Source organism: Undibacterium sp. SXout20W (assembly GCF_049340285.1).
Classification (GTDB): Bacteria; Pseudomonadota; Gammaproteobacteria; order Burkholderiales; family Burkholderiaceae_D; genus Undibacterium.
Map to the genome: position 1 here is coordinate 1 of NZ_JBMPPH010000034.1, position 26,672 is coordinate 26,672.

Below are 26,672 nucleotides of genomic sequence, written 5' to 3' on the forward strand. Positions count from 1 at the left end.
TATGGGCGATGAACAGCTTAAATCATCGTCCCAGAAAATGTCTCGGCTTCAAAACGCCGCACCAAGTATTTATGAAGCAGTTACAATCGCATCAACATGTGGTTGCACTTCGAAATTGAATCCGCCAGTTTTAAAACACTTATCAAGGCAGTATTAGGTCGCCCCGTTTCAAAAATAGAGATTGAACCGAAAAGCAAAACATCCGTCGTGCCGCCAAACTCACTGTCGCAATCATCACAAGTTTCTTCTGGATCGTATGTTTCGATGAATGAATCATTTGGGAAAGAAAATTTGCATGGTATGGGGCAAGCTACTGATGGAAACGACGTAGTTCATACAGCAGCGAAAATTCCCAACTATGCAGCGAGACTATCCAGTAGTCCTCATAGTATTAATGTTCATGGGATCAAGCTTGCAAGTGTCGATTCAGTGGTGCCGATTCGCAATGGCAGTGCTGTATCGAACGTGCCAGTAACACCAAAAACTGCGCCTTGTCAGGTTTGTGGACATACAGCAGTGCTATTGGATACAGTTGATCTCAATAAGTCATGCGAAGAACTTCGGGGCGTCAAACTGTCTCCGAGTGGAATGTTGATCGATTATTTTCTTTGCGATCATTGTGGATTTTGTTTTGCACCGGAAATGCAAGCGTGGGGATTCGATGAGTTTGAAAAACGTATTTATAATCAAGAATATGGAATGGTCGATCCGGATTACAAATTCTTTCGTCCTGACTCTAATGCGAAATTATTAAATAAAACGTTCGGTTTTTGTAAAGAAAAAATACGACATCTTGACTACGGTGGCGGCTCTGGTTTGTTAAGTAAGACGTTGCGCGAAAATGGTTGGACGTCAGAAACCTTTGACCCATTTGTAGATCGTGAAAAATTGATTGATGATTTAGGACAATTTGATTTTATTACTGCGTTCGAAGTTTTTGAACATGTACCTGATGTTGGTGCATTAGTGGATAATCTGAAAAAGCTATGCAAACCTGAAGGCGTGATCCTTTTTAGTACCATATTGTCCGATGGAAATATATTCCGATCGCAGAAATTGACCTGGTGGTATGCGTCACCTAGAAATGGTCACATCAGTATTTTTTCCCGTAAAAGTCTGGAGCAGACACTAGTTGGCCACGGTTTGCAATACGGTGCATTGAATGGGAGCATCCATGTGGCCTACACGCAATTGCCAGAATGGTTCGACCGTGCATTTCAATCTAATCAAGGTCAAACTGAGTAATTAGATTTTTGGCTGGAGGCAATCAAGCCCTCCAGCCAGTTCAAGTAAGACTTTCAGTTTATTTTGCTTTTTTATCTGCGTGAAGTTTTTTCTTATCACTATGAACAGTTTGATGATCTGTTTTGAGGGTTTGCTTATCAGCCTGGATTGTTGATTTGTCCGTACTCAAAGCTGCGGTATTACCTGCTTTTTTATCTGCAACTGCTTGTTGGCGATCTGCTTTTAATTTTTCACGTTCAGCTTTTGCTGCTTCACGATCGGCCTTCAGTTGTGCACGATCAGCTTGAACGGTTGGGTTGGGGGTGGTAGTTGTCGTTGGCGCTGCTGTGGGAGCGGTTGTTTGCGCCAAAGCGCCAAATGATAAAGTGGCGAGAATAATTGCGGTAAAAGTTGTCAGTTTCATTTTATTTCCTTTTGCATTCGCGTATGTGGGGTTGGAATATCACTTGCTGTGCTCTGGTACTCCTGTGTCTATCAACGGCCATGCGTTCATGGTGTTGACAAGGCACTGGTATTATCTTGTATCGTTATGCATTGAAATTTCTCATACTTTGCCAGACGGGATACGTTGAAATACATGTTGGAAGCCAGAGTGTTTGGTTTTGCTCTCGCGTGAATTGTTGACATGCTAAGCAACCAGTTTTACTTGTTTTTCGCATGCATTCAATGTTGGTGAACGCGCCAGCAAGAAATGAAATGTGCTGTTATAGTGACGTTTTAGTCCACATACAAACTAGCTTGTATGTATATATGTTTGTTTGTGGGGCTTATTTCATGGTGTTGTAGCAAGATTTCTTCATAAACTTACCGAGGATAGAGTAAATGAGCGATTTAATTCAAAAATTGAAGTGGCGTTATGCGACAAAGAAATTTAATCCGGCAAAAGTAGTTCCGCAGGCCAAAGTGGACACTATTTTGGAAGCGATCCGTTTGACAGCAACGTCTAGCGGCCTGCAACCGTATGAAGTATTGGTGGTCACGAACGCTGAAATCCGCGAAAAAATCAAACCAATCGCCTGGAATCAAGGCCAGATCACCGATAGTTCGCATTTACTGGTTTTTGCGGCATGGGACAATTACACAGCTGAGCGGATCAATGCAATGTTTGATTTAACCAATGAAGTGCGTGGCTTCAAGAATGAAGGTTGGGAAAATTACCGCAATATGTTGTTGAGCACTTATCCGACACGCGATCCAGAAGTGAACTTCCAACATGCAGCACGTCAGGCTTATATCGGCCTGGGTAGTGCTTTGATTGCAGCGGCAGAAGAAGAAGTCGATAGCACGCCAATGGAAGGTTTTGATCCAGCCGCGCTCGACGAAATCCTGGGATTGCGTGCCAAAGGTCTACGCAGCGTCGTGATTCTGCCAATTGGTTATCGCGAAGAAGACAAAGACTGGCTGGTAAATTTGAAAAAAGTTCGCCGTCCAGTTGAGCAATTTGTTACCGAAGTGAAATAAGTATCATTATTTTCAATACAAAAAAGCTGCCACGGGTAACCTGGCAGCTTTTTTGTATGTGGGTGGTGGTAATTGAATTTTTGTATCCTGCAATTTCTTTTGCCATTCCTCCATTGAGAATGCTGGAGTCGCGCCCATGTGATTGGTATCTGTGTTTAAAAGGATATCAATGGGCTGGTTAATCGTCATCGCGGTTGTATTGCTGTTTGCATTTGAAGTACCACGCGTTCGTTTGAGGTATGTGCTGTCGCAAGCTTTTCCGTTACCCTATTCAAAAATTTTACGTAAAAATTTACCTGCCTATTCAAAAATGCCAACTGATTTGCAGATGCAACTCAAACGACGTATCCGGCAATTTTTATATCAAAAGACCTTTGTTGGCTGTGGTGGCTTAGAAATTACGGATGAAATTCGCGTCACCATCGCCGGCAAAGCGTGCATGTTGCTTTTAAATCGGTCCAGCGAAGTGTATCCACAACTCACCCATATTCTGGTTTATCCATCAGCATTCGTCGCGCCCCGTAAGGAAATGTTGAATGGCGGCGTGGTTACCCATACCAATCAGGGATTGAGTGGCGAATCCTGGAGTGATGGTCGCGTGATATTGGCGTGGGATCAGGTGGCACTTAACTCCCATAATGAAATGCATGGTCAGGATGTCGTCTTACATGAATTTGCGCACCAGTTGGATAGCGAATCGGGTCAGACGAATGGCGCGCCTATACTCAATAGTACCGCCGCTTACCAAGCGTGGTCGAAGGTCATGGAGTCAGAATATTCAGGCCTGTTAAATGCGATCAACCATCACCACGGGACAGTGATTGATCCCTATGGTGCCACCAATCCTGCAGAATTTTTTGCGGTTTCCACAGAAGCATTTTTTAAAAAAAGTGAACAACTCGCGCAACATCATCCCGCCTTATACGCGCAGCTACAGAGCTATTACAAGGTTGATCCCAGAGATTGGGTATGACCTCGTGTTTTGATTTATTGACTTAAGAATAGCGTGGTGGGGTGATCTAAAATAAAATGTCAGTGCGATTTCCACCCGCCTTAAAAAATATGAGAATCGACGTCAATAGCAGCTTTTTGTAGAAAATGCCATCCGAGCCTATCCTAACGTCCAAGCTTTTGCTTCACTATTGCGTCATTTTTGAATTGTAAAACGATCGCTCTCTGAAGAATCAAACCAGGTGTGGCCCGGCAGTCGCTTAGCTTTCGTGTCCTGCCAAGAAGGCTAAGACAATGAGGGCGGCGCTGAGATTTTGCCCTGCGGCTGCCGTCACCTTGTGTTGGAATAATTTGTGCGTCACGTATTACGGAGAAGTATCTACACTTGCTTCTCTCGGACAAAGATACCTTCTGATCCGTTTTGCTTGAAGCACAAATTGCGTTGTCTCAAGCGGTGAAAGTCACAACCGAAATTGTCATGGATACGAAAACTCAATCAAACGCGTACAACACGCAATTTCGATCACGGCGCTCGTTAAAACCATTAAAAAATCATCAAGCAAACTGTGAGCAACCATAGAACAACCATAGAACAACCATAGAACAACCATAGAACAACCATTAAACAACTGCCTCTAAAAACTCCTGTTGCTCTAACCAGTCTGCCTCAGTAGTTTCAAGTTCTTTTACAAGGTATGCTTGATCAAGCAAAAGAGACTTTAGTTTCTCTTTATTTGCATCGCTATAAATGTCGCTATCTTCAAGTTGAGCGGCGATTGCTTGCTTTTTTGCATTGAGTTTTGCCATCTCTTCTTCGAGACGTTTGATGCGATTCTCAATCGGTTTGCGCAAATTAGCCAGACGTTGACGTTCGTCAGCATCGCGTTTACGTTGTTCTTTGTCGTCAACTTTGGCAACCGGAATAGGCTTTGCTTGAGGCAATGCCGCTTCTTTTGTTTTGGCTTTTTCAGGTAAAGAAGGCGTCGCTTCTTTTTCTAATTTACTCTTAAATAGCCATTCTTTGTAGTCGTCCAAGTCACCGTCAAATGCTTGTAACTGGCCATCCGCGACGATAATGAATTGATCGGTCGTGGCGCGTAATAAATGTCTGTCATGAGAAACAACAACCAAGGTTCCTTCGAACTGTGCCAGCGCCTCGGTCAACGCTTCGCGTGTTTCCAAGTCCAGATGGTTGGTGGGTTCATCCAGCAGCAGCAGGTTAGGGCGTTGCCAGACGATCATGGCTAACGCAAGACGCGCTTTCTCACCACCTGAAAAAGGTTTGATCGGGCTGGTGACCATCGTGCCCGGGAAATTAAATCCACCCAAAAAATTGCGCAATTCTTGTTCGCGAACATTTGGTGCGATGTGCGCCAGATGCCACAAAGGGGACTCGTCGTGCCGTAACATTTCCACCTGATGTTGAGCGAAGTAACCGATTGAAAGTCCTTTTCCCGTTTGCATGACACCTGATAGTGGTGCAATGTCACCAACAATAGTTTTGATTAACGTCGACTTACCTGCACCATTGACGCCAAGTAAGCCGATACGTTGACCAATTTGCAGAGAAAACTTGACGTCGTTGACGATACGTCGCTCAGTAAAGCTATGGTCCGTTTCTGATTCAATGCGATAGCCGCAATCAACATCTTCCATGACCAGCATAGGATTCGGTGCACTTAACGGTTCACGGAATTCAAATGAGAACTCTGCCGCAGCACGCAACGGCGCCAATTCTTCCATTTTTGCCAGCGCTTTGATACGGCTTTGTGCTTGTTTTGCTTTGGATGCTTTTGCAGCGAAACGACTAATGAAAGATTCCAAATGGGCGCGTTTGCGGTTTTGTTTTTCAATCGTACCAGCGGCCAGGATCAATTGCGCAGCACGTTGGCGTTCAAAGGCGGAGTAGTTACCCGAATAGCGCTTCAGTTTTCGTTCGTCAATATGCACGATCACATTGGCGACACCATCCAGGAAGTCGCGATCATGCGAAATAATGATGAGCGTGCCAGCATAGCGTTTTAACCAGTCTTCTAGCCAGATGATGGCATCCAAATCTAAATGGTTGGTTGGTTCATCAAGCAACAGCAAATCAGATTTACACATCAATGCTTGCGCCAGATTTAAGCGCATCCGCCACCCGCCCGAGAAACTAGCGACTGAACGTTCCAATTGGTCCAGTTTGAAGCCAAGGCCAATCAACAGTTGTTCGGCACGTGAGCGTACAGTGTACGCGTCTGCATCTGCCATTGAGCCGTATAAATCGCCAATGGCGATGCCGTTTTCATAACTTTCAGGTTGGGCTTCTAGTGCAGCCAATTCGGCTTCCAGCTTACGTAAAGTAACGTCGCCATCGATGGCGTAATCAATTGCCGAGCGTTCTAACGGCGGTGTTTCTTGGGCAACGTGCGCGAGTTGCCATTTTGCAGGAAATTCTATACTGCCCTGATCTGGATGCAACTCTCCGCGCAACATGGCGAACAGGCTGGATTTGCCCGCGCCATTTGAGCCAATCAGGCCAATTTTATCGCCGGGGTTGAGGGTTACATCGACGCTATCAAACAGGGGCTTCGTGCCACGGGCGAGGATGACTTGCTGCAAACGTATCATATAAACTTAAAAATTAGGGAGTATGTCGCTTTATACTGAATTTACCAGCATGAAATAAGCGGTTCGCAAAAATACTGGTAAGGAGTATTTTTGAATAAGAAACGGGCAAAAATTGTTTTTGCCCGTATGAATCAATCCAGGTCGTAATTTTACAGGGTTATGCAGTGAAATTCGCTAAATCCTGTGCCTCGATTAAAAATACCATGTCATCGCCAGCGCTGGTGGAGAGCCAAATTAAGTTTAATTCTGGGAAAGCCGCCTCAGCAAAGGCGCGTTCATTGCCAATTTCTACCATCAATAAGCCGTCGTCAGTCAATCGTTGGGCGGCACCTGCGACGATTTTGCGTACCAAATCCATACCATCTTCGCCACCAGCCAAGGCTATTTGCGGTTCGTGTAAATATTCTTTTGGTAATTTTTCCATCGAGCCTGCATTGACATACGGTGGATTGGTGATGATCAGATCATACTTTTTGTCTGGTACATTGGCGTATAAGTCCGACTCAATCAGCGTAATGCGATCTTGCAGTTCGTAGGTATTAACGTTGCGCTTAGCAACTTCCAATGCATCTTTTGAAATATCCGCTGTATCAACATGGGCGTTCTGGAACATATCTGCCAGCATGATAGGCAAACATCCTGAACCAGTACACAACTCAAGAATGTTGGTGACTGAGTCAGGATCTGTGATCCATGGTGAGAAATGTTCGGGTATCAGTTCAGCAATAAAAGATCGTGGAACGATAACACGTTCGTCCACATAAAAATTATACGTACCCAACCACGCTTCGTTGGTAATGTAAGAAGCAGGAACGCGGTCAGTCGCGCGGCGTTCGATGACGCGGATAACGGCATCAATCTCGTCAGACAAAAGTTTGGCATCCAAAAACGGATCGATTTTATCAAGTGGCAAACTGAGCGTATGCAAAATCAAATAGGCAGCTTCATCTAAAGCATTGGCGCTACCGTGGCCAAAAAAAAGCTTTTCTTTGTTGAAGCGCGTTACGGCGTAGCGCAGTAAATCGCGAATTGTAATGAAGGTGGTGGCGGGTGTGGTCATGTAAAAAGTCCTCGTGCGCAAATTAAGTCAGCAAATTTTCTAATGTGCGACGGTAAATATTTTTAAGTGGATCGATATATTGCACTTCGATGTGCTCGTCGATCTTATGGATACTGGCGTTGGGTGGGCCAAATTCGACGACTTGCGGGCAGATTTTGGTGATAAAGCGACCATCAGAGGTACCACCAGTCGTGGATAATTCAGTTTCAATGCCGGTTTCGGCACGGATTGCGTCCGCTAATGCATCGCTGAGATTGCCTTTAGGCGTCAGGAATGGATGACCACCGATAGTCCATTTCAGTTCATAGTTCAACTGATGTTTATCAAGTATGGCGTGCACTCGTTGTTGTAAGCTTTCTGCGGTGCTGGCGGTGCAAAACCGGAAATTAAAATCAATCACTGCTTCGCCTGGAATGACATTTGAAGCACCGGTGCCCGAGTGTATGTTCGACATTTGCCATGATGTTGGGAGGTAATACTCATTACCGTGATCCCAGACTTCTGCCACTAATTCTGCCATGGCAGGCGCGAAGGCATGAATTGGATTTTTGGCTAACTGTGGGTAGGCGATATGACCTTGGACGCCTTTGACCGTCAATTTGCCTGACATCGTGCCGCGGCGACCGTTCTTGATCGTGTCGCCCAAGGCGTCCACCGATGTCGGTTCGCCGACAATGCAATAATCCAGTTGCTCACCACGTGCTTTCAGTAAATCACAAACGACCACGGTGCCATCTGTTGCGGGGCCTTCTTCATCGCTCGTGATCAGAAAACCAATCGAACCATTGTGCGCTGGATGCGCCGCAATGAATTCTTCACTGGCGACCACAAATGCAGCGATTGACGTTTTCATATCCGCGGCACCGCGACCGAATAGTTTACCTTCACGATGAGTAGGCGTGAAGGGGGCCGATTGCCATTGGTTAATCGGGCCTGTTGGTACGACGTCTGTGTGACCCGCAAAAACGACTAAAGGCTGCGCCGTTCCTCTTCGTGCCCAAAGATTGGTAACGTCGCCTGATTGAATGGTTTCACACTTAAAGCCTAGTGGTTCCAGGAGTGAAATTAAGGTTCGTTGACAGCCTTTATCTTCGGGGGTAACCGAGTCAAGGGAAATTAATTGCTCTGTCAGGGCTAGCGTTTTACTCATTTTTTTTGTTCAAAAATTGTTTGAAACTGATTCGCTGAAAAACCAACCGAAACATGCTTCAAATTGTTGGTACCGTTGATCTGCAAAACCGGACGTTTTACCAAAGACGGATTATTAAGGATGAGTGATATTGCAGAAGAACTCTCTGCTGCAGAGGCTTTTTGCTCATCTGATAGTGCGCGCCAGGTGGTCCCTTTGCGATTGATGAGGATTTCCAAAGGAACGTGCTGCAGCCAGTTTTCTACCGTTGCCTGATCCAATCCCTGTTTTTTAAAATCATGAAAATCAAAATCCAGGCCTTGCTCTTGAAGCCAGACCCGGGATTTTTTGACTGTATCGCAATTTGGAATACCAAAGACAGTAATTTTATCGGACATTGTTTGTTTCTTTTAGTGCGTTATTTAACTAAGTGAAAAAGTTCACTGGATATACCCAGTTCATGTTTTAGCTACAATAATTCTGCATAAAAGTAGCCTGAACATAAAAGTAGCTTATACATTAAGGGTGAATTCAGTAAACGAGGCCTCTTCTTTTGCATCTGGTTCGGGTTCTTCTATTGGAGCTGGATTGCCTGACGCTTCATTGTTGAGCAACCACATTAAGTTGTTCGCCGAATCTGCGTTGGATAATCCTTCTTCCTTCGTAATTAAGCCTTCTCTGATCAGATTCATCAGTGCGCGCTCAAATGTTTGTGAACCAGGTGATAAGCTTTTTTCAATCGCTTCTTTAATTTGGAAAATATCACCTTGCTCAATTAACTCGGATACATAACGTGTGTTGAGCATAATTTCGACTGCTGGACAACGACCACCATCGACTGATCGTATCAAGCGTTGCGAAATAATCGCACGTACAGACGACGCCAAATCTAAGAGCAGGGCAGTGCGGTGTTCCATCGGGAAAAAGCTGATGATACGATTTAAAGCCTGATAACTATTATTGGCATGCAGGGTGGCGAGCACCAAGTGCCCGGACTGAGCGTAAGCAATCGCCGCAATCATGGTTTCTAAATCACGAATTTCGCCAATTAAAATGCAGTCAGGTGCCTGCCGCAAAGAGTTCTTCAAGGCCGTTTTCAGGCTTTCAGAATCGGTACCAATTTCGCGCTGATTGACGATCGATTTTTTGCTGCGGAATAAATATTCAATCGGATCTTCTAAGGTCAGAATATGGCCGGTCTTAACTTCATTGCGATAATCTAACATTGAGGCAATGGTGGTCGATTTGCCCGACCCGGTGGAACCAACCACGAGAATTAACCCCCGCTTTTCCATAATGAGTTCGGGCATGATTGGTGGCAAATTCAGCGTTTCTAATCGCGGAATATCGCCAGGAATGAAGCGAAATACCGCAGAAATAGAACCACGTTGCCGGAATGCTGACAAACGGAAGCGCCCAATACCGGCAGCGCCTATGCCGATATTGAGTTCATTTTCACGCTGCAGAACCTCCATGTGTTCGGCCGAAACAACTTCATTAAGCAATGAAAAGATGTTTACCTGATCCATTTTTTGCTGATTAATTGGTATTAAATTGCCGTTAATCTTCAAATGAACCGGAGAATTCATCGCGAAAAACATGTCTGAAGCACGCTTTTCTTTCATTAGTTGGAATAAACGCTCCATTGCTGCCATGACGCTTCCTTTGCAATCCAAAAACTATCTGTTCTATTCAACTGTCTCAACCGGGCAATTTCCGATTACATTACTAGTGCTTAATTTATTAATTAAGCGCCGCGTAGCAGTTCGTTAATACTTGTTTTGGAACGGGTCTGAGCGTCTACACGCTTCACAATGACTGCGCAATACAAACTATATTTGCCGTCAGCAGAAGGTAAATTGCCAGACACAACAACCGAGCCCGATGGGACGCGACCATAAGTCACTTCACCAGTAGCGCGGTCGTAAATCTTAGTGGATTGACCGATGTAGACGCCCATAGAAATAACGGAATTTTCTTCCACGATCACACCTTCGACGATTTCAGAGCGAGCGCCAATAAAGCAGTTATCTTCAATAATTGTTGGGTTGGCTTGCATCGGTTCTAAGACGCCACCAATCCCTACGCCGCCGGATAAATGTACATTTTTACCAATTTGCGCGCATGAACCCACAGTCGCCCAGGTATCTACCATTGCGCCTTCATCGACGTACGCGCCAATATTGACATACGACGGCATCAAAATCACATTTTTTGCGATAAAGCTGCCACGGCGCGCAACCGCTGGTGGGACAACACGGAAACCACCTTTGGCAAAATCTTCCGCTGTGTAATTAGCAAATTTTGTCGGAACTTTATCAAAAAATTGCATATGGTCACCTGACGGCATGCAGATGTTATCTTCAAGACGGAAAGATAATAGAACTGCCTTCTTTATCCACTGATTGACATGCCAATTACCATCGATTTTTTGCGCCACGCGTAAGCTGCCGCTATCGAGTTCGCTGAGTACATGGGCGACCGCTTCACGAATTTCTGCTGGCGCAGATTTTGGAGAAAAATTAGCACGATCTTCCCACGCTTGTTCGATGATTTGCTGTAATTGTTGAGTCATGTTGAGTCTTCTAAAATAGGAGTAAAAATAAATTATTTCATGCGTTATTTAATCAATTATTTATTCAATTATTTATTCAATTATTTATTCAATTATTTATTCAATTAACTTATTGATTATTGCTTAATTGACTACTTACTTGACTACTTACTTGACTACTTAATTGACTACTTAATTGACTACGTAATTGATTGCTCAGACCAAGCTGTTAAGCGTTGATCCGTGTCTGTTTTAGCAAAATGTTCACATGGCGCTTTTGGCGTCTGCTGGCAAGTAATAGCGGGCTTATTGTGCCACTACTGCGATAGCATGCTGAAAATTTTGCGAATGGCAATTCCCCTTAAACAGCAAGAGTAGACTTTTTAAAAATACCTTATAGCCTCTGTTGCCGTGCTTGTTTTATGATAATTCTTTGCAAAATTGGACAATACGGATTGCCGCTTCAAGGCATTCATCCACTTCTGCGACTAGCGCCATCCGAATGCGATTTTGACCAGGATTGATGCCATGTGCTTCACGGGCCAGATAACTACCGGGAAGTACCGTGACATGATATTTTTCATACAATTGCTTTGCAAATTCCGTGTCGCTAATCCCGTTTAGGTGGTCGACTTTAGCCCATAAATAAAACGCGGCGTCTGGTAAGTCAACCTCTAAAACTTCTTGCAGTAGCGGTGTGATTTGGGAAAATTTCTGAATGTACTTGGCGCGATTTTCCTCTACATGTACCTCATCATTCCAAGCAAGAACTGACGCCGCTTGAATCACTGGACTCATTGCACTGCCATGATAGGTGCGATACAACAAGAAATTTTTAATAATCTCGGCGTCGCCTGCTACAAATCCAGAACGCATTCCGGGAACATTAGAGCGTTTAGATAAGCTTGATAGGGTAATCAAACGTGAGTAGGTTGGTCGGCCTAGCATTTGAGCTGCTTGCAGGCTGCCTAAAGGCGCTTCGGATTTGAAGTAAATTTCTGAATAACATTCGTCGGCAGCGATAACAAAGCCATAACGATCTGATAGTTCAAATAACTCACGCCAGTCTTCAAGACTTAAGACCGAGCCTGTTGGATTGCCTGGTGAACAGATAAAAAGCAACTGAACACGTTTCCAAATGTCTTCAGGGATACTCTTATAATCTGGCGCAAAGTTGCGTAGCGGGTCTGAATTGGCGAAATAGGGTTCGGCACCGGAAAGGTATGCTGCACCTTCGTATATTTGATAAAACGGATTAGGGCATAGAACTAATGGCGGAAGTACTGACTTCTCCGTATTGATCACCGTTTGTGCAATCGCGAATAAGGCCTCACGTGATCCATTGACTGGCAAAATTTGTGTTGCCGCGTCGGGCGCGGGAATGTTGTAGCGACGGGCAAGCCAGTGTGAAATAGAGCTGCGCAGTGCGTCAGATCCTGCTGTGGCTGGATAGCTGGCAAGTCCATCCAGATTGGCGATTAATGCCTGCTTAATAAATTCTGGTGTTGGATGTTTAGGCTCGCCAATCCCTAAGCTGATAGCTCTCAATGAACGATTCGGCTCAATTTCGGCAAATAAACGCTTTAATTTCTCGAAAGGGTAAGGTTGTAACTTTGCAAGATGGGGATGAAAAGCCATTTTTATTTTCTGTCTTTTTTCTACTGTGGTCTATTTGTGCATTTTTTTAGCAAGCAATGGATGCGGCATGGCGCATCCGTCCGCTGCCTGCAACATTATATCTCTACCGAGATTCTTGCGATAAAGGCTTTATGATATTTTCTGTAGATTCTTAAGAACGGCACTCATCGGTCATCATTGTTGCTTCGTCTTCGCATCTAAGATCTGGAGAAGTAAAAAAGTCAGTTGATGCATTTTTTTCATCTGCCTATTTTGTGTCAGGCGATGCCAGTGCGACCGAAAAGTACTTACAAGCAGATACAAATAGAGTGAAAAGCTTTACAACTGGCGGCTGTTGTCGATTTTTTTGATCGTTTACTATATGGACTAATTTCGTTGCCCGTGGCTTGCTTGAGTTAAAATTGCGCCTACGTTGCATCGTTATCTCAACTGCAGGTTATTTTGATGACGTTTTTTTGCGATTTTTAGTGTAGCTGAGTTGTGAAGCTTATAAAAATTGATTTAAATACAAGAGGATTGTGTGAGAAAGATGAATAAATTAAAAATCTTGTTGGCAGGCTCCTTGGTCGGCATGGTCGTTGTTGGTTGCGGCGGCACGTCCAGCGCGCAAATTGGCGGTACGCTTACAGGTTTGTCGGGTGGTACGACAGTGCAATTGTTAAATAACGGGGCTAATCCGCTGACGATGAGTGCCAATGGCTTTTTTGCGTTTTCGACGTCGATCCAATCTGGTAGTACCTACAATGTCTCTGTTGGGACGCAACCGATTGGTGAAACTTGCTCGGTAACAAATGGTACTGGTACGGTATCGTCGAACGGTGCGGCAGTGACAAATGTTGCGGTCAGTTGTGTTGCTAATATCGGTAGTAACAACGTTGTTTTTGGTGCTGTCTCCGGCTTGCCAACGGGCGGTTCTGTTCAATTAGCCAATGGCGCTGATAAGTTAACACTCAATGTAAATGGCGCATTTGCGTTCCCAACAGCAGTCGCTGTGGGTGGAAGTTATGCCGTTTCCATCGTTAGTACCTCGACAGGTCTGAAATGCACTTTGGGCAATGCAACTGGAACAATTCCGGCAACTGGGTCGATTACAGCAATAGTGGTTTCCTGCCAGTAAATAATGGGTGGATTGGCTCGTCGTCACGATGATTGGCCGTTGCTTAGTGATTGGATGTTGCAATAAAAATACTGGTAAAATTTTATTAACTAAATTAAAAATGTTGCCTTGACATCTCATTGTTTGCTAAAGATATTCGCAAGCTGACCAAATTTTTGGTCAGCTTTTTTCTTATGGAAACGGTTAAGGGCTGATATCGTACAGATCCTGCAAAAAAGTTTAATCCTGTTTAAGTGGTTTATCTTCGTATCGTAGCCCGAGTTGGTCGTGCTTTGGATTTGGTTTAAGCAGGGTTTTATAGAAGCTTTTAGGGCGTGTTTTGAGGGGTGTTGGGAAGTCAAAATATGAAAATATTTCCACGTATTATTGCTAAACGATATTTTTAAGTGAACCATCGAATGCAATATTTTTATATTTTGTTATGGGATGCACCATCGTAATATCAAAATTTTGCTGATCAAATGGTATGATGCCAAGTTACTAGCCTGGGCTCTATCGTAGATTCATTACCTTGGTGGTGAATGTAGATAGATATGATTGCAAAAGATAATTAAAATTCATTAAGTGCGATTAACTTCTATTAAACTGTCGGGATTCAAGTCGTTTGTTGATCCCACTCATTTTCAGGTTCCGGGTCAGCTCGTCGGCGTTGTCGGGCCGAATGGCTGTGGAAAATCCAACATCATCGATGCGGTGCGCTGGGTGCTGGGCGAATCTAAAGCGTCGGAGTTGCGTGGTGAATCTATGCAAGACGTTATTTTCAACGGTTCTACGCACAGAAAACCTGCCGGGCGGTCTTCGGTTGAGTTGGTTTTTGATAATAGCTTAGGTAAGGCGGCTGGGCAGTGGAGCCAATATGGTGAAATTGCCGTAAAGCGAACGCTAACCCGAGACGGCACTTCCACCTACTATATTAACGGGCAACCAGTTCGCCGTCGCGATATTCAGGATATTTTCCTTGGGACAGGCTTAGGCCCACGTGCCTATGCGATTATTGGTCAGGGCATGATTTCGCGCATTATTGAGGCGCGTCCTGAAGAACTACGTATTTTCCTGGAAGAAGCTGCTGGGGTTTCTCGCTACAAAGAACGTCGCCGCGAAACTGAAAATCGCATCCATGACACACATGAAAATTTAGTGCGTGTCGATGATATCTTGCGCGAACTCAATAGCAATCTTGAAAAATTGGAAGCGCAGGCAGTTGTCGCGAATAAATTCCATGAATTACAATCTGATCAGGAAGAGAAACAAAAGTTACTCTGGTTATTACGTAAAAATGAAGCTGCTAACGAACAGCAAAAGCATTTCGCAGAAATTGAAAAAACACAGCTCGATCTGGAAGAGCATACCGCCAAATTGCGGCACATTGAATTAGAACTAGAACAGATGCGCCAGGCACATTACGCTGTCGGCGATCGTATGCATCAGGCGCAAGGTCATTTGTATCAGACAAATGCAGAGATCGGTAGCCTTGAAGCGCAAATTAAATTCGTGATTGAATCACGCTCTCGCTTGCAATCACAATTGCATTCGTTGACGGCGCAGCGTGATCAATGGCAGAGCCAAAGTCATCACTTGCAAGACGAGCTCGCAGAGGCAGAAATTCACGTAGAAGAGCTGGCAATGCACGCTGAACAGGCTGTTGAGATTGCTCATTCTCATGCTGATACGTTGCCTGCGTTGGAGCAAGTTTGGCGCGAGTCGCAGTTGAAGACTACTGAATCACGAGCCAAAATCATGCAGATGCAGCAGCAAATTGAACTTGAGTCTGCGCATCAACGCAATGCATCAAACATCCTTAATTCTCTGGCTGCGCGTAAAGATCGGCTTTTACAAGAGAAGCAAGGTCTTGCGTTGCCAGATTCTAGTCATCTGGAGAATCTGGCTTTCCAGCTCGAAGAGAAGAAACAGGTTCTGGAAGAGCTGGTAATGCAGCTTGAAGAAGCGCAAGAGCGCTTACCGACGCTGGAAGATGAACGCAAACAAGCGCAGGTGCAAGTCAATCAAGACACGGCAGAACTGGCGCAATTAGAAGCCCGTTTGCTGGCGTTAAAGCAATTACAAGAAAAAGTTCAAACCCAAGGTAAAGTGCAACCTTGGCTGGAAAAACATGAGCTGGGTAGTTTGCCTAAGCTATGGCAGAAATTACATATTGAAGCCGGCTGGGAAACTGCGCTCGAATCTGTGTTGCGTGAGCGTACGGCCTCGTTGGAAATGTCCAATCTGGATTGGGCAAAAGCTTTTTTCAATGACGCTCCACCCGCGAAACTGGCCGTTTATAGTCCACAGATTTCTGCCGGACAACCAGCGCCTGTTGCCGGCCTAAAACCATTCATCAGCTTATTGCAATTGAATGATGCAGGCGTGCGCAGCCTCATGCAAGACTGGTTGCATCAAGTTTATGTGGCGGAAGATGTAACGTCGGCTTTTGTTGACCGTATTAAATTACCTGCCGGTGCCTCGTTTGTGACTAAACAGGGACATGTCATTTCCCGTTCTAGCGTGCGGTTTTATGCGTCGGATTCGGAACAGGATGGTGTCTTAGGTCGTCAACAAGAAATTGAAAACATTGGTAAACAGGTTCGTGCCAAACAACTGCTCGCAGATGAAGCAAAATCACGTGCAGTCAGAGCAGAATCTTTATATACACAGTCGTCACAACAACTGCAAGAATTGCGTCAGCGCGTTTCGACCTTAACCCAAACCAATCACAGTTTGCAGATTGAATACATGAAGCTTGCTGAGGTGCAAACGCGCTTTAATCAGCGTAGCTCGCAAATTGGCAATGATTTGACGGAGATCGCTGCGCAGGAAGCGGAACAGCAACAAATTCGTGCTGAGTCCGAACAAAAATTTGAGCAACTCGACATTGAGTTGGCTGAATTGCAGGAATCGCACGAGGATGGCCAAACGGCGTATCTGGAAAAAGAACAGCATTTAAATACAGCACGTCAGCGCTTGCGTGAGCTTGAATTGGCCGCGCAAGAAGCGGCTTTCGCAGAAAAATCTCATCGCAGCAAAATGGATGAGATGCGGCGCAATATTGCTACGGCATTGGAACAATCTGCACAGTTGTTCGCTAGTATGCAGCAAGGTCAACTTGAACTCGAATCAATGAATGACCAGGCTGCACAAGCAGGGTTGCAAGATTTGCTCGACAAACGAAGCGAGCAGGAACGTGCTTTGGCCGATGCGCGACACGAGTTGGATCAGTTGACCCAACAACTTCGTCAATTTGAAGATAACAAATCTCAAACTGAGCGAGGATTGCAACCACAGCGCGACCGCATTGTTGAATTGCAGCTAAAAGAACAAGCCGCCCGTCTTGCACAAGAACAGTATGCAGAGCAATTGCGCAATTTCGACGTTGACGAACAGAAGCTCTCTGAAAAACTTCATGCTGATTTAAAACCATCGTATTTACAGGGCGAAGTAACGCGTCTCACTAATGCGATCACTGCATTGGGTGCAGTGAACATGGCGGCATTGGATGAACTCGCGCAGGCGAAGGAAAGAAAAACCTTCCTTGATTCGCAACATGCCGATCTGACCGAGGCGATCACGACGCTGCAGGATGCAATTCATAAAATTGATATCGAGACGCGCGCGTTGTTGCAAGATACGTTTGATAAAGTTAATCATCATTTTGCAGAGCTGTTCCCGATTTTATTTGGTGGTGGTCAGGCTAAATTGATCATGACGGGCGATGAAATTCTGGATTCTGGCGTGCAGGTGATGGCACAACCTCCAGGCAAAAAGAATGCAACGATTCATTTGTTGTCGGGTGGCGAAAAAGCACTTACTGCCACCGCTTTGGTTTTTTCTATGTTTCAGCTCAATCCTGCGCCATTTTGCTTGCTCGATGAGGTTGATGCACCGTTGGATGATTCTAATACCGAACGTTTCTGCAAAATGGTAAAACGGATGTCATCTAATACCCAATTTTTATTTATCTCCCACAACAAAATTGCAATGGAAATGGCGCAACAATTAATTGGCGTTACCATGCAAGAGCAGGGGGTTTCCCGAATAGTGGCAGTAGACATGGAGTCTGCTGTCAATTTTGCTACTGAGGTTCAAGCGGCATGACAGATTTTCAATTAAGTTTATTAATCGCTGGCGGCACGTCTCTCGTTGGCGTCGTTATCTTCAATAAATGGCAGGAATATAAGGCAAAGAAAACAGTAGAAAATGCCTTTTCAGACGGACATGACGATGTCTTGCTTAATCCCGACGTCCCTACAACGCAGAGATATGAGCCAACTTTCGATGATGCTGATCCAGTCGTAGAATCAGGCAGGGAAAAGGATACGCCATCAGCTTCGTTTGAAGAAAATGATGATATCGCTGAACATCACGCCAGTATTTCTGCTTCGGCTCATGATGCACATGAGCCTGCTCCTTCCGAAATTAACGCGCCAGTGGAAACTGCCGCTGCGCCAGTCGCTCCATTGCGTGAATTGCCAGTTGATGAGTTAATTGACTGCATTATCCCTTTGGAGTTTGACACGCCAATTCGTGGTGAGAAAATTTTAACTGAAATAGCTGAACTCAAATATGTCGGTAAGAAGCCCGTGCATTTTATTGGCCAGAATGACGCTGGCGGGCAAGATGTTATAGCCACCGGTGGCGCCTATACGACTCTGTTTGCTGGCATTCAAATGGTGAGTCGTAGTGGTCCTTTGAATGAACTTGAGTATTCTGAGTTCGTGATGAAGTTGCGAGCGATTGCCGATAATCTGAATGCGCATCCAGACGTACCAGATATGAGTAAAGTGATTTTACATGCGCGCGAACTGCATCACTTCGTTGTTGAACACGATGCTCAGTTGAGCGTCAATATCGCTGCGAACGGTGCCCCGTGGGCTTTAAATACCCTGCTGGCAGCATTAGAAAAAATGGGGTTTGATCAGCGCCCAGACGGACGTTTGATGATGCCAGATGGCGATGGCGGTAGCTTATTTACCTTATCAACCAATGCTGCAGTGAGTGAGACGATGACTTCACGCCTGACCTTACTGTTGGACGTTCCCTGCGTTGCACCTTCACGGAATAGTTTTGGTGCGATGGCGGCGTGCGCGAGGTCTTTGGCGACACGTCTGAGTGGGACGGTCGTTGATGATGGTAATCAACCGATTTCTAAGGCGGCTTTGGATGAAATCGCTGGTCAGGTGAATGAGTTTTATAGTGCGATGGCCGAAGCCCAGATTCCTGCTGGCTCTTTGCGCGCCCAACGTCTGTTTAGTTAAGCTGGTTGTCGTTTCATGCAGAATGATTTGTTTAGTGAGATCGCGGTGACTGATGTCGCCAGCGTTATCACACCAGAAGCACAACGTGCTGCTATCCTGCGCACTGAACTCGAGCGCCATAGCCACGCCTATTATGTGTTGGACGCGCCCACGATTCCCGATGGCGAATACGATAAGCTCTTTCTAGAGCTTCAACAGCTAGAGGAGCAGTTTCCTGCATTAAGAACGCCTGACTCACCAACTCTCCGAGTCGGCGGCGCGCCATTAGCAGAGTTTGGGCAGGTACAACATGCCGTACCAATGCTGTCTTTAAACAATGCCTTTGAAGACGCTGATATTCAGGCGTTCGATCGTCGCATCAGCGAGGGTTTAGAAGCTGGTTCGCACGCTTCGCCTCAGATTGACTATGCGATTGACCTCAAATTTGACGGCCTGGCGATCAATTTACGTTACGTCAACGGCGTATTTACGCAAGCCGCAACGCGGGGCGACGGTTTTGTTGGCGAGGATGTGACTGAGAATATACGAACAGTTCGCAGTATCCCTTTACGTTTAAACACGCCAAAACCGCCTGCAATTCTCGATATACGTGGTGAAGTATTGATGTTTAAAAGCGATTTTGCGCGTTTAAATCAACGACAACGTGATGCTGGCTCCAAGGAATTCGCCAACCCTCGTAACGCGGCTGCTGGAAGCTTGCGTCAACTTGATTCAAAAGTGACGGCGCAGCGACATTTACGCTTTTTTGCCTACGGCATTGGTTTGCTCGAAGGAGCGCCATTACCAGAGTCGCATCGCGCGCTGTTAGATTGGTATCAATCTATGGGCGTTCCGGTCTGCGATGAAAATGCAGTCGTTCAAGGTGCAGATGGTTTATTGAATTTCTATCGCGCGATTCAAGTCAAACGCTCAACGCTGGCATACGAAATTGACGGCGTCGTTTATAAAGTCAATGATTTCGCGCAGCAGGAAGAGTTGGGGTTTGTTTCCCGCGCGCCGCGTTTTGCAATTGCGCATAAGTTTCCTGCTGAAGAGGCGCTGACGATTGTGCAAGGAATCGATATTCAGGTTGGGCGTACCGGCGCTTTGACGCCAGTCGCGCGCTTGGCGCCCGTGTTTGTTGGTGGCGTTACTATCACGAATGCGACCTTGCATAATGAGGATGAGATTCGACGCAAAGACGTGCGTATTGGTGATACTGTCATTGTGCGCCGTGCGGGGGATGTGATCCCTGAAGTACTGGCGGTCGTGTTAGAGCGTCGGCCTGAGCCAGCACCTGCTGCATTCGAGATGCTGAAAAATTGTCCGGTATGCGGCTCGCATGTCGTGCGCGAAGTGGGTGAGGCAATCGCCCGATGCACTGGCGGTTGGTTTTGTTCTGCTCAGCGTAAAGAGGCGTTGCGTCATTTTGCGGCACGTAAAATGATGGATATCGATGGCCTCGGTGAGCGGTATATTGAGAATCTGGTCGAATTCGATTACGTGCGTGGCATTGCAGATTTATATAAATTGACCCTCAGCGATTTATTGGAAATGAAACGTCGCGCCGACGAACGCGAAGGTGTCATTCCCGAAACCGTCCAACAAGGCAAAATCGCGACAAAATGGGCAGAAAACCTGATTCTCGCGATTGATAATAGCAAACGGCCTCCGATCGAGCGGTTTTTGTTTGCATTAGGAATACGTCATGTGGGTGAGTCTACGGCGAAAACGGTGGCAGAGTGGTTGGGGTCATTGGCGTTAATTCGTCGCGCGCCGCTTAGTTTATTTCTTGTCTTACCAGATATTGGTCCGGCAGTTGCAGAGGCAATTGCAGACTTCTTTATCGAGGAAAAAAATCAACAGGCACTCGATGAGTTGTTGTTGGCTGGTGTCGCACCTCAAGGCGAACATCCACCGAGCGCGAAATTGAGTCAGCAACTGGAAACTTCCGTGTTACTGTCTGCGTTGTCTATTCCTAAATTAACAGCCACGCGTTGTAAACAATTGCAGGAACGAGGCGTTACATTAGCGAGTTTGGCTGCCATTGCTGATGATGGGTTCGTTCAACTTGGCTTGCCGGCTGATGTGAACCTCGCATTGCGCGAGTGGTTATCGGTGGCAAACAACAAAGCGCAGTTAAATCAGTTGGATTATTTAAGAAAAATGCTACTGGAGCAAATGCCGGAAGCGCTTGCTAATGAAGGATTGTTAGCTGGTAAAACCTTTGTATTGACTGGTACATTGCCAAGCTTGAGTCGTGAGCAAGCCAGTGCCTTGATCGAAGCAGCAGGCGGCAAAGTTGCCGGTTCAGTCTCTAAGAAGACCAGTTATGTCGTCGCAGGGGACGAGGCAGGTAGTAAATTGCTCAAAGCCCAAGAATTAGGTGTTTCAATATTAACGGAAGCAGAGTTGCTTCAAATTGTCGTCGGAGCTTGAAAAAATGAGAAAAATTAAAAAAGCGGTATTCCCGGTAGCTGGTTTAGGGAGTCGATTCCTGCCTGCAACAAAGGCGCAACCTAAAGAAATGTTGCCTATCGTTGACAAGCCATTGATTCAATATGCTGTCGAAGAAGCTGTCGAGGCGGGTATTACTGAGATGGTATTTATTACTGGTCGAAATAAACGCGCTATCGAGGACCATTTCGATAAAGCCTACGAATTAGAGAGCGAGCTGGAAGCCGCTGGCAAAGAAGCATTGCTCGATTTGGTGCGTAATGTTATTCCTAAAAATATTAACTGCATCTACATTCGTCAGCCAGCTGCCTTAGGTTTGGGACACGCTGTTTTGTGCGCCCGCCCAGTTATTGGCGATGACCCTTTTGCCGTTTTGTTGGCGGACGATTTAATGGATGCCGATCCTGGTACATCGTCCGTTATGGCGCAAATGGCAAGGCAGTATGAGCAAGAGGGCGGCAGTATCATCGCTGTGCAGGACGTGCCACGTGAGTTCACGCGCCAGTACGGTATTGTGAGTGGCGCCGCATATAAGGATCGTCTTGAACGCGTGCAAGCGATTGTTGAGAAGCCGATGCCTGATGTTGCACCGTCCACTCTGGCAGTTGTCGGGCGCTATATCTTATCAGGTCGTATTTTTTCCTATCTGGAAAATTTAGGTAAAGGTTCAGGTGGTGAAATCCAATTGACTGATGGGATCGCCGCCATGTTGAAAGACTTTCCGGTCTACGCATATCGGTCTGAAGCGACGCGTTACGACTGCGGCTCTAAATTGGGTTATTTAAAGGCGAGTGTGGCGCTGGGTTTAAAGCATAAAGAAACGGCCGCTGAATTTGCTGAATATTTGAATTCGTTGAAATAAAATTCTCCGTGAATGAATCAATGATTCAGTCACTCAGCCAATCAAAAAAGATGTTGCGAGCTCCGATCATGACTGAAATATGTATTGATTGGAAAACATAAAGTTCGCTATTACCGCGGCCATATTTTTTTTAAAAATCTGGCCGCGTTTTCGTGTTACTCCGTGGTTGATTTGTCGCCGCTCAAAGAATTAACGAGCTGGACCGCACTGTTTTTAGAAGGAGATTAAATTGATACACCCTATTTTAAAAATGGGCGATCCACGCCTTTTGCGTGTTGCGAAGCAGGTTGCTACATTTGATACGCCTGAATTGCATCAATTGATTTCTGATATGTTCGACACCATGCGGGCAGTCAATGGTGCAGGTTTAGCTGCGCCACAAATTGGTGTTGATCTCCAACTAGTCATTTTCGGTTTTAAAAGTAATCCTCGCTATCCGGATGCTCCTGTCGTGCCTGAGACGGTGCTGATTAATCCCGTCCTGACACCTTTGTCAGATGCGGTTGAAGAAGGCTGGGAAGGCTGCTTGTCCGTCCCCGGGATGCGTGGTCAGGTTCCGCGTTGGTTTGCATTGCGTTACGAGGGCTTTGATCAATTTGGCAGCCCAATTCGACGTGAGGTCGAAGGTTTTCATGCTCGCGTAGTCCAGCATGAATGCGACCATTTGAATGGCATTTTATATCCGATGCGAATTAAAGATATGACGCAGTTTGGATTTACTGATGTCCTGTTTCCTGAGCTCACAGCGGATGATGATGACTAAGGCAAACAATATACTGGGGTAGGTATTTAATTTTGTCCTTATATCGCCTTGATAAAACAGGACTTTTGATAAAAAAGAGGGGGAGTATATAAGTCTCCCCCTTTTTTTATTCCGATTGAAGAAATTTAGCTAAGTTAAGGCGATTAAGGCGATTAACTAACCGTTATTTCTCATTGAGCATCTATTTTGCTATTGATACTTAAAACATTTCATCTTCACGCAAATAACGCCATTGCCCCTCGGGTAAATTACCGAGTCTGACTTTGCCAATGCGCACCCGCTTTAAGCCTAGTACTTTTAAGCCAACCATTTCGCACATGCGACGGATTTGACGTTTTTTCCCTTCGCGCAAAATGAAATTTAACTGGTCATCATTTTGCCAACTCACTTTTGCCGGCAATAATTTTTTGCCGTCTAAGCTTAAACCATGATTTAAGCGACGCAGATCCTGGTCTGGTAATTTACCGCCGCCTGCATAAGCGACTCGCACAAGGTATTCCTTTTCTACGACCGTATTTTCACCAATAAGATGTTTGGCGACCCGGCCATCTTGGGTTAATACAAGCAAGCCGACCGAGTCAATGTCGAGGCGTCCGGCTGGTACCAGGCTGCGTAATTGGGTTGGATGAAAAGCGGTGTCTACGGCGTCCTCAGACCAACGATTTTCCGGTTTAATCAAAGCAACGGCAGGTGTGTAACCATCTTCTGCCTGGCCGCTCACATAGCCGACTGGCTTGTTGATAAGGATGGTGACACGTTTGGATTGCTCTGCAGCAGCTTGGCGCTCTACAGTTACTTTTTGATGGGGAAGCACTTTACTACCTAATTCGTCAATCACTTTGCCATCGACGCGCACCCAGCCACGTGCGATCCATTCATCGGCTTCGCGGCGTGAGCATAATCCTAGTTCGGACATACGTTTTGAGAGTCGTACTAATTCTGTCATTTTTTTATTATCTGGTCGTAAGCTTGAAATTATTGATTGCAATAAATTTCAAAAAAAATTAAAAGGCCTTGGGCGTGCGAGCTTACATCTTAAACTCTGAGTGCATCAAGTAAATCTGTTTCAAATTGAATTTGTGTGCGCGCACCTTGGAGAGCCGCGCCATCCACAATGAAAACGTCTTCTACACGTTCACCAAGTGTCATAATTTTGGCTGTATGAAGGTTGATTTTGTACTTCGTTAATACTTCGGCGATCACATAAAGTAGACCGTTTCGATCATTGGCGGAAATAGAGAGCAGGTAAAATTGCCCTTTATCGTCTGGCCGTAGGTCAACCGTGGGCACAATGGGGAAACTGCGAGACATTCTCGACAAACGACCTCTGTTTGGTGGTGATAACGGCGTTTGTTTTGCTAAAACGGCGCTTAATTCGTGCTCAACGAGGTTGATAATGTCGCGATATTGGTGCGCAAAAGTTGGTTCTGTTACCATGAAAGTATCGAGTGCATAACCATTTTTGCTGGTATGAATTTTCGCATCTAGAATACCAAAATTCTTACTGTCAAAATAATTGCAAATACGTGCAAATAAATCAGCTTGATCCTTGACATATACCGTGACTTGCAGTCCCTCGCCAATAGGAGCAAGCCGGCATTTTACAACTGGAATAGTGCTATCAATTTTGTCGTGCAGAACTCGGGTTTGCCATGCGATATCGGATGCATCATGACGTAAAAAATAGGCGACGTCGAGTTGCTGCCAGAATTTTTCATGCGCGTTTGGTGCGATGCCGATCAGACGCAGTGCTTTGAGTGCCTCTTCCTGGCGATTCTTTAGTTCGCGGTCTTTGGATGGGGTTTCGCCGCCGAGCACCCGCAGGGTCATTCGGTATAAATCCTCTAGCAGCTTGCCTTTCCAGCCGTTCCATACTTTTGGGCTGGTGCCGCGAATATCTGAGACGGTGAGTAAATAAAGCGCAGTCAGATGGCGTTCATCTTTGACTGTTTTAGCAAATTCTTTAACAACGTCAGGATCGGAAAGATCTTGCTTCTGAGCGACGTGTGACATCGTTAAATGATTTTGCACGAGGAAGACAACTAACTCAGAATTGGCACGTGTTAAGCCATGGTCGTAGCAAAATTTCTTCGCATCTGCCATACCCAGGATTGAGTGATCACCACCGCGCCCCTTGGCAATATCATGAAACAATGCGGCGATGTAAAGCACCCACGGTTGCGTAAAATTTGCCATTAGCTGGCTGCAAAATGGGTATTCGTGCGCGTGTTCTGGCATCGTAAAACGGCGCAGGTTTCGCACTACCATTAAAATGTGCTGGTCTACCGTGTAAGCATGGAATAAGTCATGCTGCATCTGCCCGATAATGCGTCGGAAATTAGGCAAATAACGACCCAGAATACTCATCTGATTCATGCGACGCAAGGCGTGTGTGATACCTTGAGGAGACTGTAAAATCTGCAAAAATAAAGAGCGATTAAAGATATCGTGTCTGAATTCGGCATCCATCAACAAACGCGCATGCCACAAGGCGCGTGAGGTTCTGGCAGTCATTCCTTTCAATTCTTTATGCTTCGCGAGCAACAAGAAAATTTCAAGAAGTGCAGAGGGTGTCGATTCAAAGGTCTCGTCACGCGCGATGTCGATAAAGCCATTTACTTCATTGAAGCGCTCATTAATCGGCCGCGGTACTGAAGGTTGCGGAAACAGTACTGCTTCAATATTTTGCAGCAAAATTTGATTTAGTTGCGTTACCGCCTTGGCGGCCCAGTAATACCTTTGCATCAAATATTCGCTGGCACGTCGAGATTCTGTTGTTTTAAATCCGAAGGATTCCGCGATTGGTGTCTGCACGTCGAAAATCAATCGATCTTCACGTCGACCAGCGTGAATGTGAAGACGGATGCGAATATCCTTGAAAGCACGTTCATTACGCTTGAGTTGTCTTGCTTCGGTGTCGGTAATTAATCCACGATCAGCCAATTCTCGCCACGAGTTACCTAAATTGGCAGCTTTTGCGACCCATAAAATGACCTGCAAGTCACGCAGACCGCCGGGACTTTCTTTGCAGTTAGGCTCCAGACTATACGGCGTATCTTCGTACTTTACGTGCCGTTGTTGTAATTCCAGGAGTTTTTCCTGGAAAAATTTCTGCGGATTCAATGCCTCTGTATATCGCTCTTGTAATTCCCAGAACAACTTACGACTGCCCGTAATCAATCGTGCTTCCAGTAAGCTGGTTTGCACAGTGATATCTGTGGCTGATTCTTGTAGGCATTCATCAACGGTTCTGATGCTATGTCCAATATCTAGGCCGATATCCCAAAACAACTGTACCAAATTTTCGAGCTTTTCTTTTTCTTCGTGATCAGGCGCTTGATGTAGCAGAATCAATACATCAACATCCGATTGCGGAAAAAGTTCACCGCGCCCGTAACCACCAACGGCGACTAAAGAATACTCTTTGGGAAGCTTAAAGTATTTCCATACTTTTTCGAGAACATGATCAACGTTTTTGCACAACTCGCGCAGCAACTGCTCTGCCTTATGTTGCTTGTTGAAGTCATCAATAGCTGCCGCCTGACGTGACTTTATTTCTTCTTTAAATACGAGTGCGGGCGCGGGCATTGTCCGAGT

The 26,672-nt window shown here is 45.6% G+C and carries 19 protein-coding genes and 1 pseudogene; 10 read left to right on the top strand and 10 right to left on the bottom strand.

Annotated features, from left to right (window positions below):
* Together ACO0K1_RS15205 and ACO0K1_RS15210 are read left to right on the top strand one after the other, a co-directional pair.
* Positions 1–119 (top strand): annotated as a pseudogene (locus ACO0K1_RS15205) (IS30 family transposase); the annotation flags it as partial.
* A 145-nt stretch (positions 120–264) separates the two neighbouring features.
* Positions 265–1,245, top strand: a complete 981-nt coding sequence (locus tag ACO0K1_RS15210) for a class I SAM-dependent methyltransferase (RefSeq protein ID WP_423027192.1) — start codon at positions 265–267, stop codon at positions 1,243–1,245.
* A gap of 58 nt (positions 1,246–1,303) precedes the next feature.
* Here the strand turns inward: ACO0K1_RS15210 and ACO0K1_RS15215 are convergent, their stop codons facing one another.
* On the bottom strand, positions 1,304–1,648 hold the full coding sequence (locus ACO0K1_RS15215; RefSeq protein WP_423027194.1) for a hypothetical protein: 345 nt from the start codon (positions 1,646–1,648) through the stop codon (positions 1,304–1,306).
* A 419-nt stretch (positions 1,649–2,067) separates the two neighbouring features.
* Between ACO0K1_RS15215 and ACO0K1_RS15220 the strand changes: the two genes are divergently transcribed.
* Together ACO0K1_RS15220 and ACO0K1_RS15225 are read left to right on the top strand one after the other, a co-directional pair.
* Positions 2,068–2,706: an NAD(P)H-dependent oxidoreductase gene (locus ACO0K1_RS15220; RefSeq protein ID WP_423027196.1), complete on the top strand. Its 639-nt coding sequence runs from the start codon at positions 2,068–2,070 to the stop codon at positions 2,704–2,706.
* Between the two features lie 169 nt (positions 2,707–2,875).
* Positions 2,876–3,679, top strand: coding sequence for a zinc-dependent peptidase (locus ACO0K1_RS15225; protein ID WP_423027198.1), 804 nt, complete (start codon positions 2,876–2,878; stop codon positions 3,677–3,679).
* Between the two features lie 599 nt (positions 3,680–4,278).
* On the opposite strand, the gene ACO0K1_RS15230 is transcribed toward ACO0K1_RS15225, so the two are convergent.
* The 7 genes from ACO0K1_RS15230 to dapC all read right to left on the bottom strand — a co-directional run bounded on the left by ACO0K1_RS15230 (position 4,279) and on the right by dapC (position 12,648).
* Positions 4,279–6,267 (bottom strand): ATP-binding cassette domain-containing protein, encoded by a 1,989-nt coding sequence (locus tag ACO0K1_RS15230; protein ID WP_423027200.1) that lies wholly within the window; start codon positions 6,265–6,267, stop codon positions 4,279–4,281.
* A 157-nt stretch (positions 6,268–6,424) separates the two neighbouring features.
* Positions 6,425–7,327, bottom strand: coding sequence for a 50S ribosomal protein L3 N(5)-glutamine methyltransferase (prmB, locus tag ACO0K1_RS15235; RefSeq protein ID WP_423027202.1), 903 nt, complete (start codon positions 7,325–7,327; stop codon positions 6,425–6,427).
* A gap of 22 nt (positions 7,328–7,349) precedes the next feature.
* Positions 7,350–8,477 (bottom strand): succinyl-diaminopimelate desuccinylase, encoded by a 1,128-nt coding sequence (dapE, locus tag ACO0K1_RS15240; protein ID WP_423027204.1) that lies wholly within the window; start codon positions 8,475–8,477, stop codon positions 7,350–7,352.
* Entirely contained in the window at positions 8,474–8,854 is a 381-nt protein-coding gene (locus ACO0K1_RS15245; protein WP_423027206.1) for a Spx/MgsR family RNA polymerase-binding regulatory protein, read from the bottom strand. Before ACO0K1_RS15245 ends, dapE begins: the two co-directional genes overlap by 4 nt.
* A gap of 114 nt (positions 8,855–8,968) precedes the next feature.
* Complete coding sequence (locus tag ACO0K1_RS15250; RefSeq protein WP_423027208.1) at positions 8,969–10,111, bottom strand: PilT/PilU family type 4a pilus ATPase; 1,143 nt, start codon at positions 10,109–10,111, stop codon at positions 8,969–8,971.
* 92 nt (positions 10,112–10,203) lie between these two features.
* The gene (gene dapD / locus ACO0K1_RS15255) at positions 10,204–11,031 is read right to left on the bottom strand and encodes a 2,3,4,5-tetrahydropyridine-2,6-dicarboxylate N-succinyltransferase (RefSeq protein ID WP_423027210.1); all 828 of its coding nucleotides are present in this window, start codon (positions 11,029–11,031) and stop codon (positions 10,204–10,206) included.
* 399 nt (positions 11,032–11,430) lie between these two features.
* Positions 11,431–12,648, bottom strand: coding sequence for a succinyldiaminopimelate transaminase (dapC, locus tag ACO0K1_RS15260; protein WP_423027212.1), 1,218 nt, complete (start codon positions 12,646–12,648; stop codon positions 11,431–11,433).
* A 529-nt stretch (positions 12,649–13,177) separates the two neighbouring features.
* Between dapC and ACO0K1_RS15265 the strand changes: the two genes are divergently transcribed.
* The 6 genes from ACO0K1_RS15265 (at position 13,178) to def (ending at position 23,075) form a co-directional block, all read left to right on the top strand.
* A complete protein-coding gene (locus tag ACO0K1_RS15265; protein WP_423027214.1) occupies positions 13,178–13,765 on the top strand; it encodes a hypothetical protein in 588 nt (195 codons plus the stop codon).
* 564 nt (positions 13,766–14,329) lie between these two features.
* Entirely contained in the window at positions 14,330–17,854 is a 3,525-nt protein-coding gene (gene smc / locus ACO0K1_RS15270; RefSeq protein ID WP_423027216.1) for a chromosome segregation protein SMC, read from the top strand.
* A complete protein-coding gene (locus ACO0K1_RS15275) occupies positions 17,851–19,014 on the top strand; it encodes a cell division protein ZipA C-terminal FtsZ-binding domain-containing protein (protein ID WP_423027218.1) in 1,164 nt (387 codons plus the stop codon). Before smc ends, ACO0K1_RS15275 begins: the two co-directional genes overlap by 4 nt.
* Positions 19,015–19,029: 15 nt before the next feature.
* On the top strand, positions 19,030–21,432 hold the full coding sequence (ligA, locus tag ACO0K1_RS15280) for an NAD-dependent DNA ligase LigA (protein ID WP_423027220.1): 2,403 nt from the start codon (positions 19,030–19,032) through the stop codon (positions 21,430–21,432).
* A 4-nt stretch (positions 21,433–21,436) separates the two neighbouring features.
* Positions 21,437–22,312, top strand: a complete 876-nt coding sequence (gene galU, locus ACO0K1_RS15285; protein ID WP_423027222.1) for a UTP--glucose-1-phosphate uridylyltransferase GalU — start codon at positions 21,437–21,439, stop codon at positions 22,310–22,312.
* A 229-nt stretch (positions 22,313–22,541) separates the two neighbouring features.
* Positions 22,542–23,075: a peptide deformylase gene (def, locus tag ACO0K1_RS15290; protein ID WP_423027224.1), complete on the top strand. Its 534-nt coding sequence runs from the start codon at positions 22,542–22,544 to the stop codon at positions 23,073–23,075.
* Positions 23,076–23,274: 199 nt separating this feature from the next.
* On the opposite strand, the gene ACO0K1_RS15295 is transcribed toward def, so the two are convergent.
* Together ACO0K1_RS15295 and ACO0K1_RS15300 are read right to left on the bottom strand one after the other, a co-directional pair.
* Positions 23,275–24,021 (bottom strand): pseudouridine synthase, encoded by a 747-nt coding sequence (locus ACO0K1_RS15295; RefSeq protein ID WP_423027226.1) that lies wholly within the window; start codon positions 24,019–24,021, stop codon positions 23,275–23,277.
* Between the two features lie 89 nt (positions 24,022–24,110).
* Positions 24,111–26,663, bottom strand: a complete 2,553-nt coding sequence (locus tag ACO0K1_RS15300) for a [protein-PII] uridylyltransferase (protein ID WP_423027228.1) — start codon at positions 26,661–26,663, stop codon at positions 24,111–24,113.
* Positions 26,664–26,672: the final 9 nt, after the last annotated feature.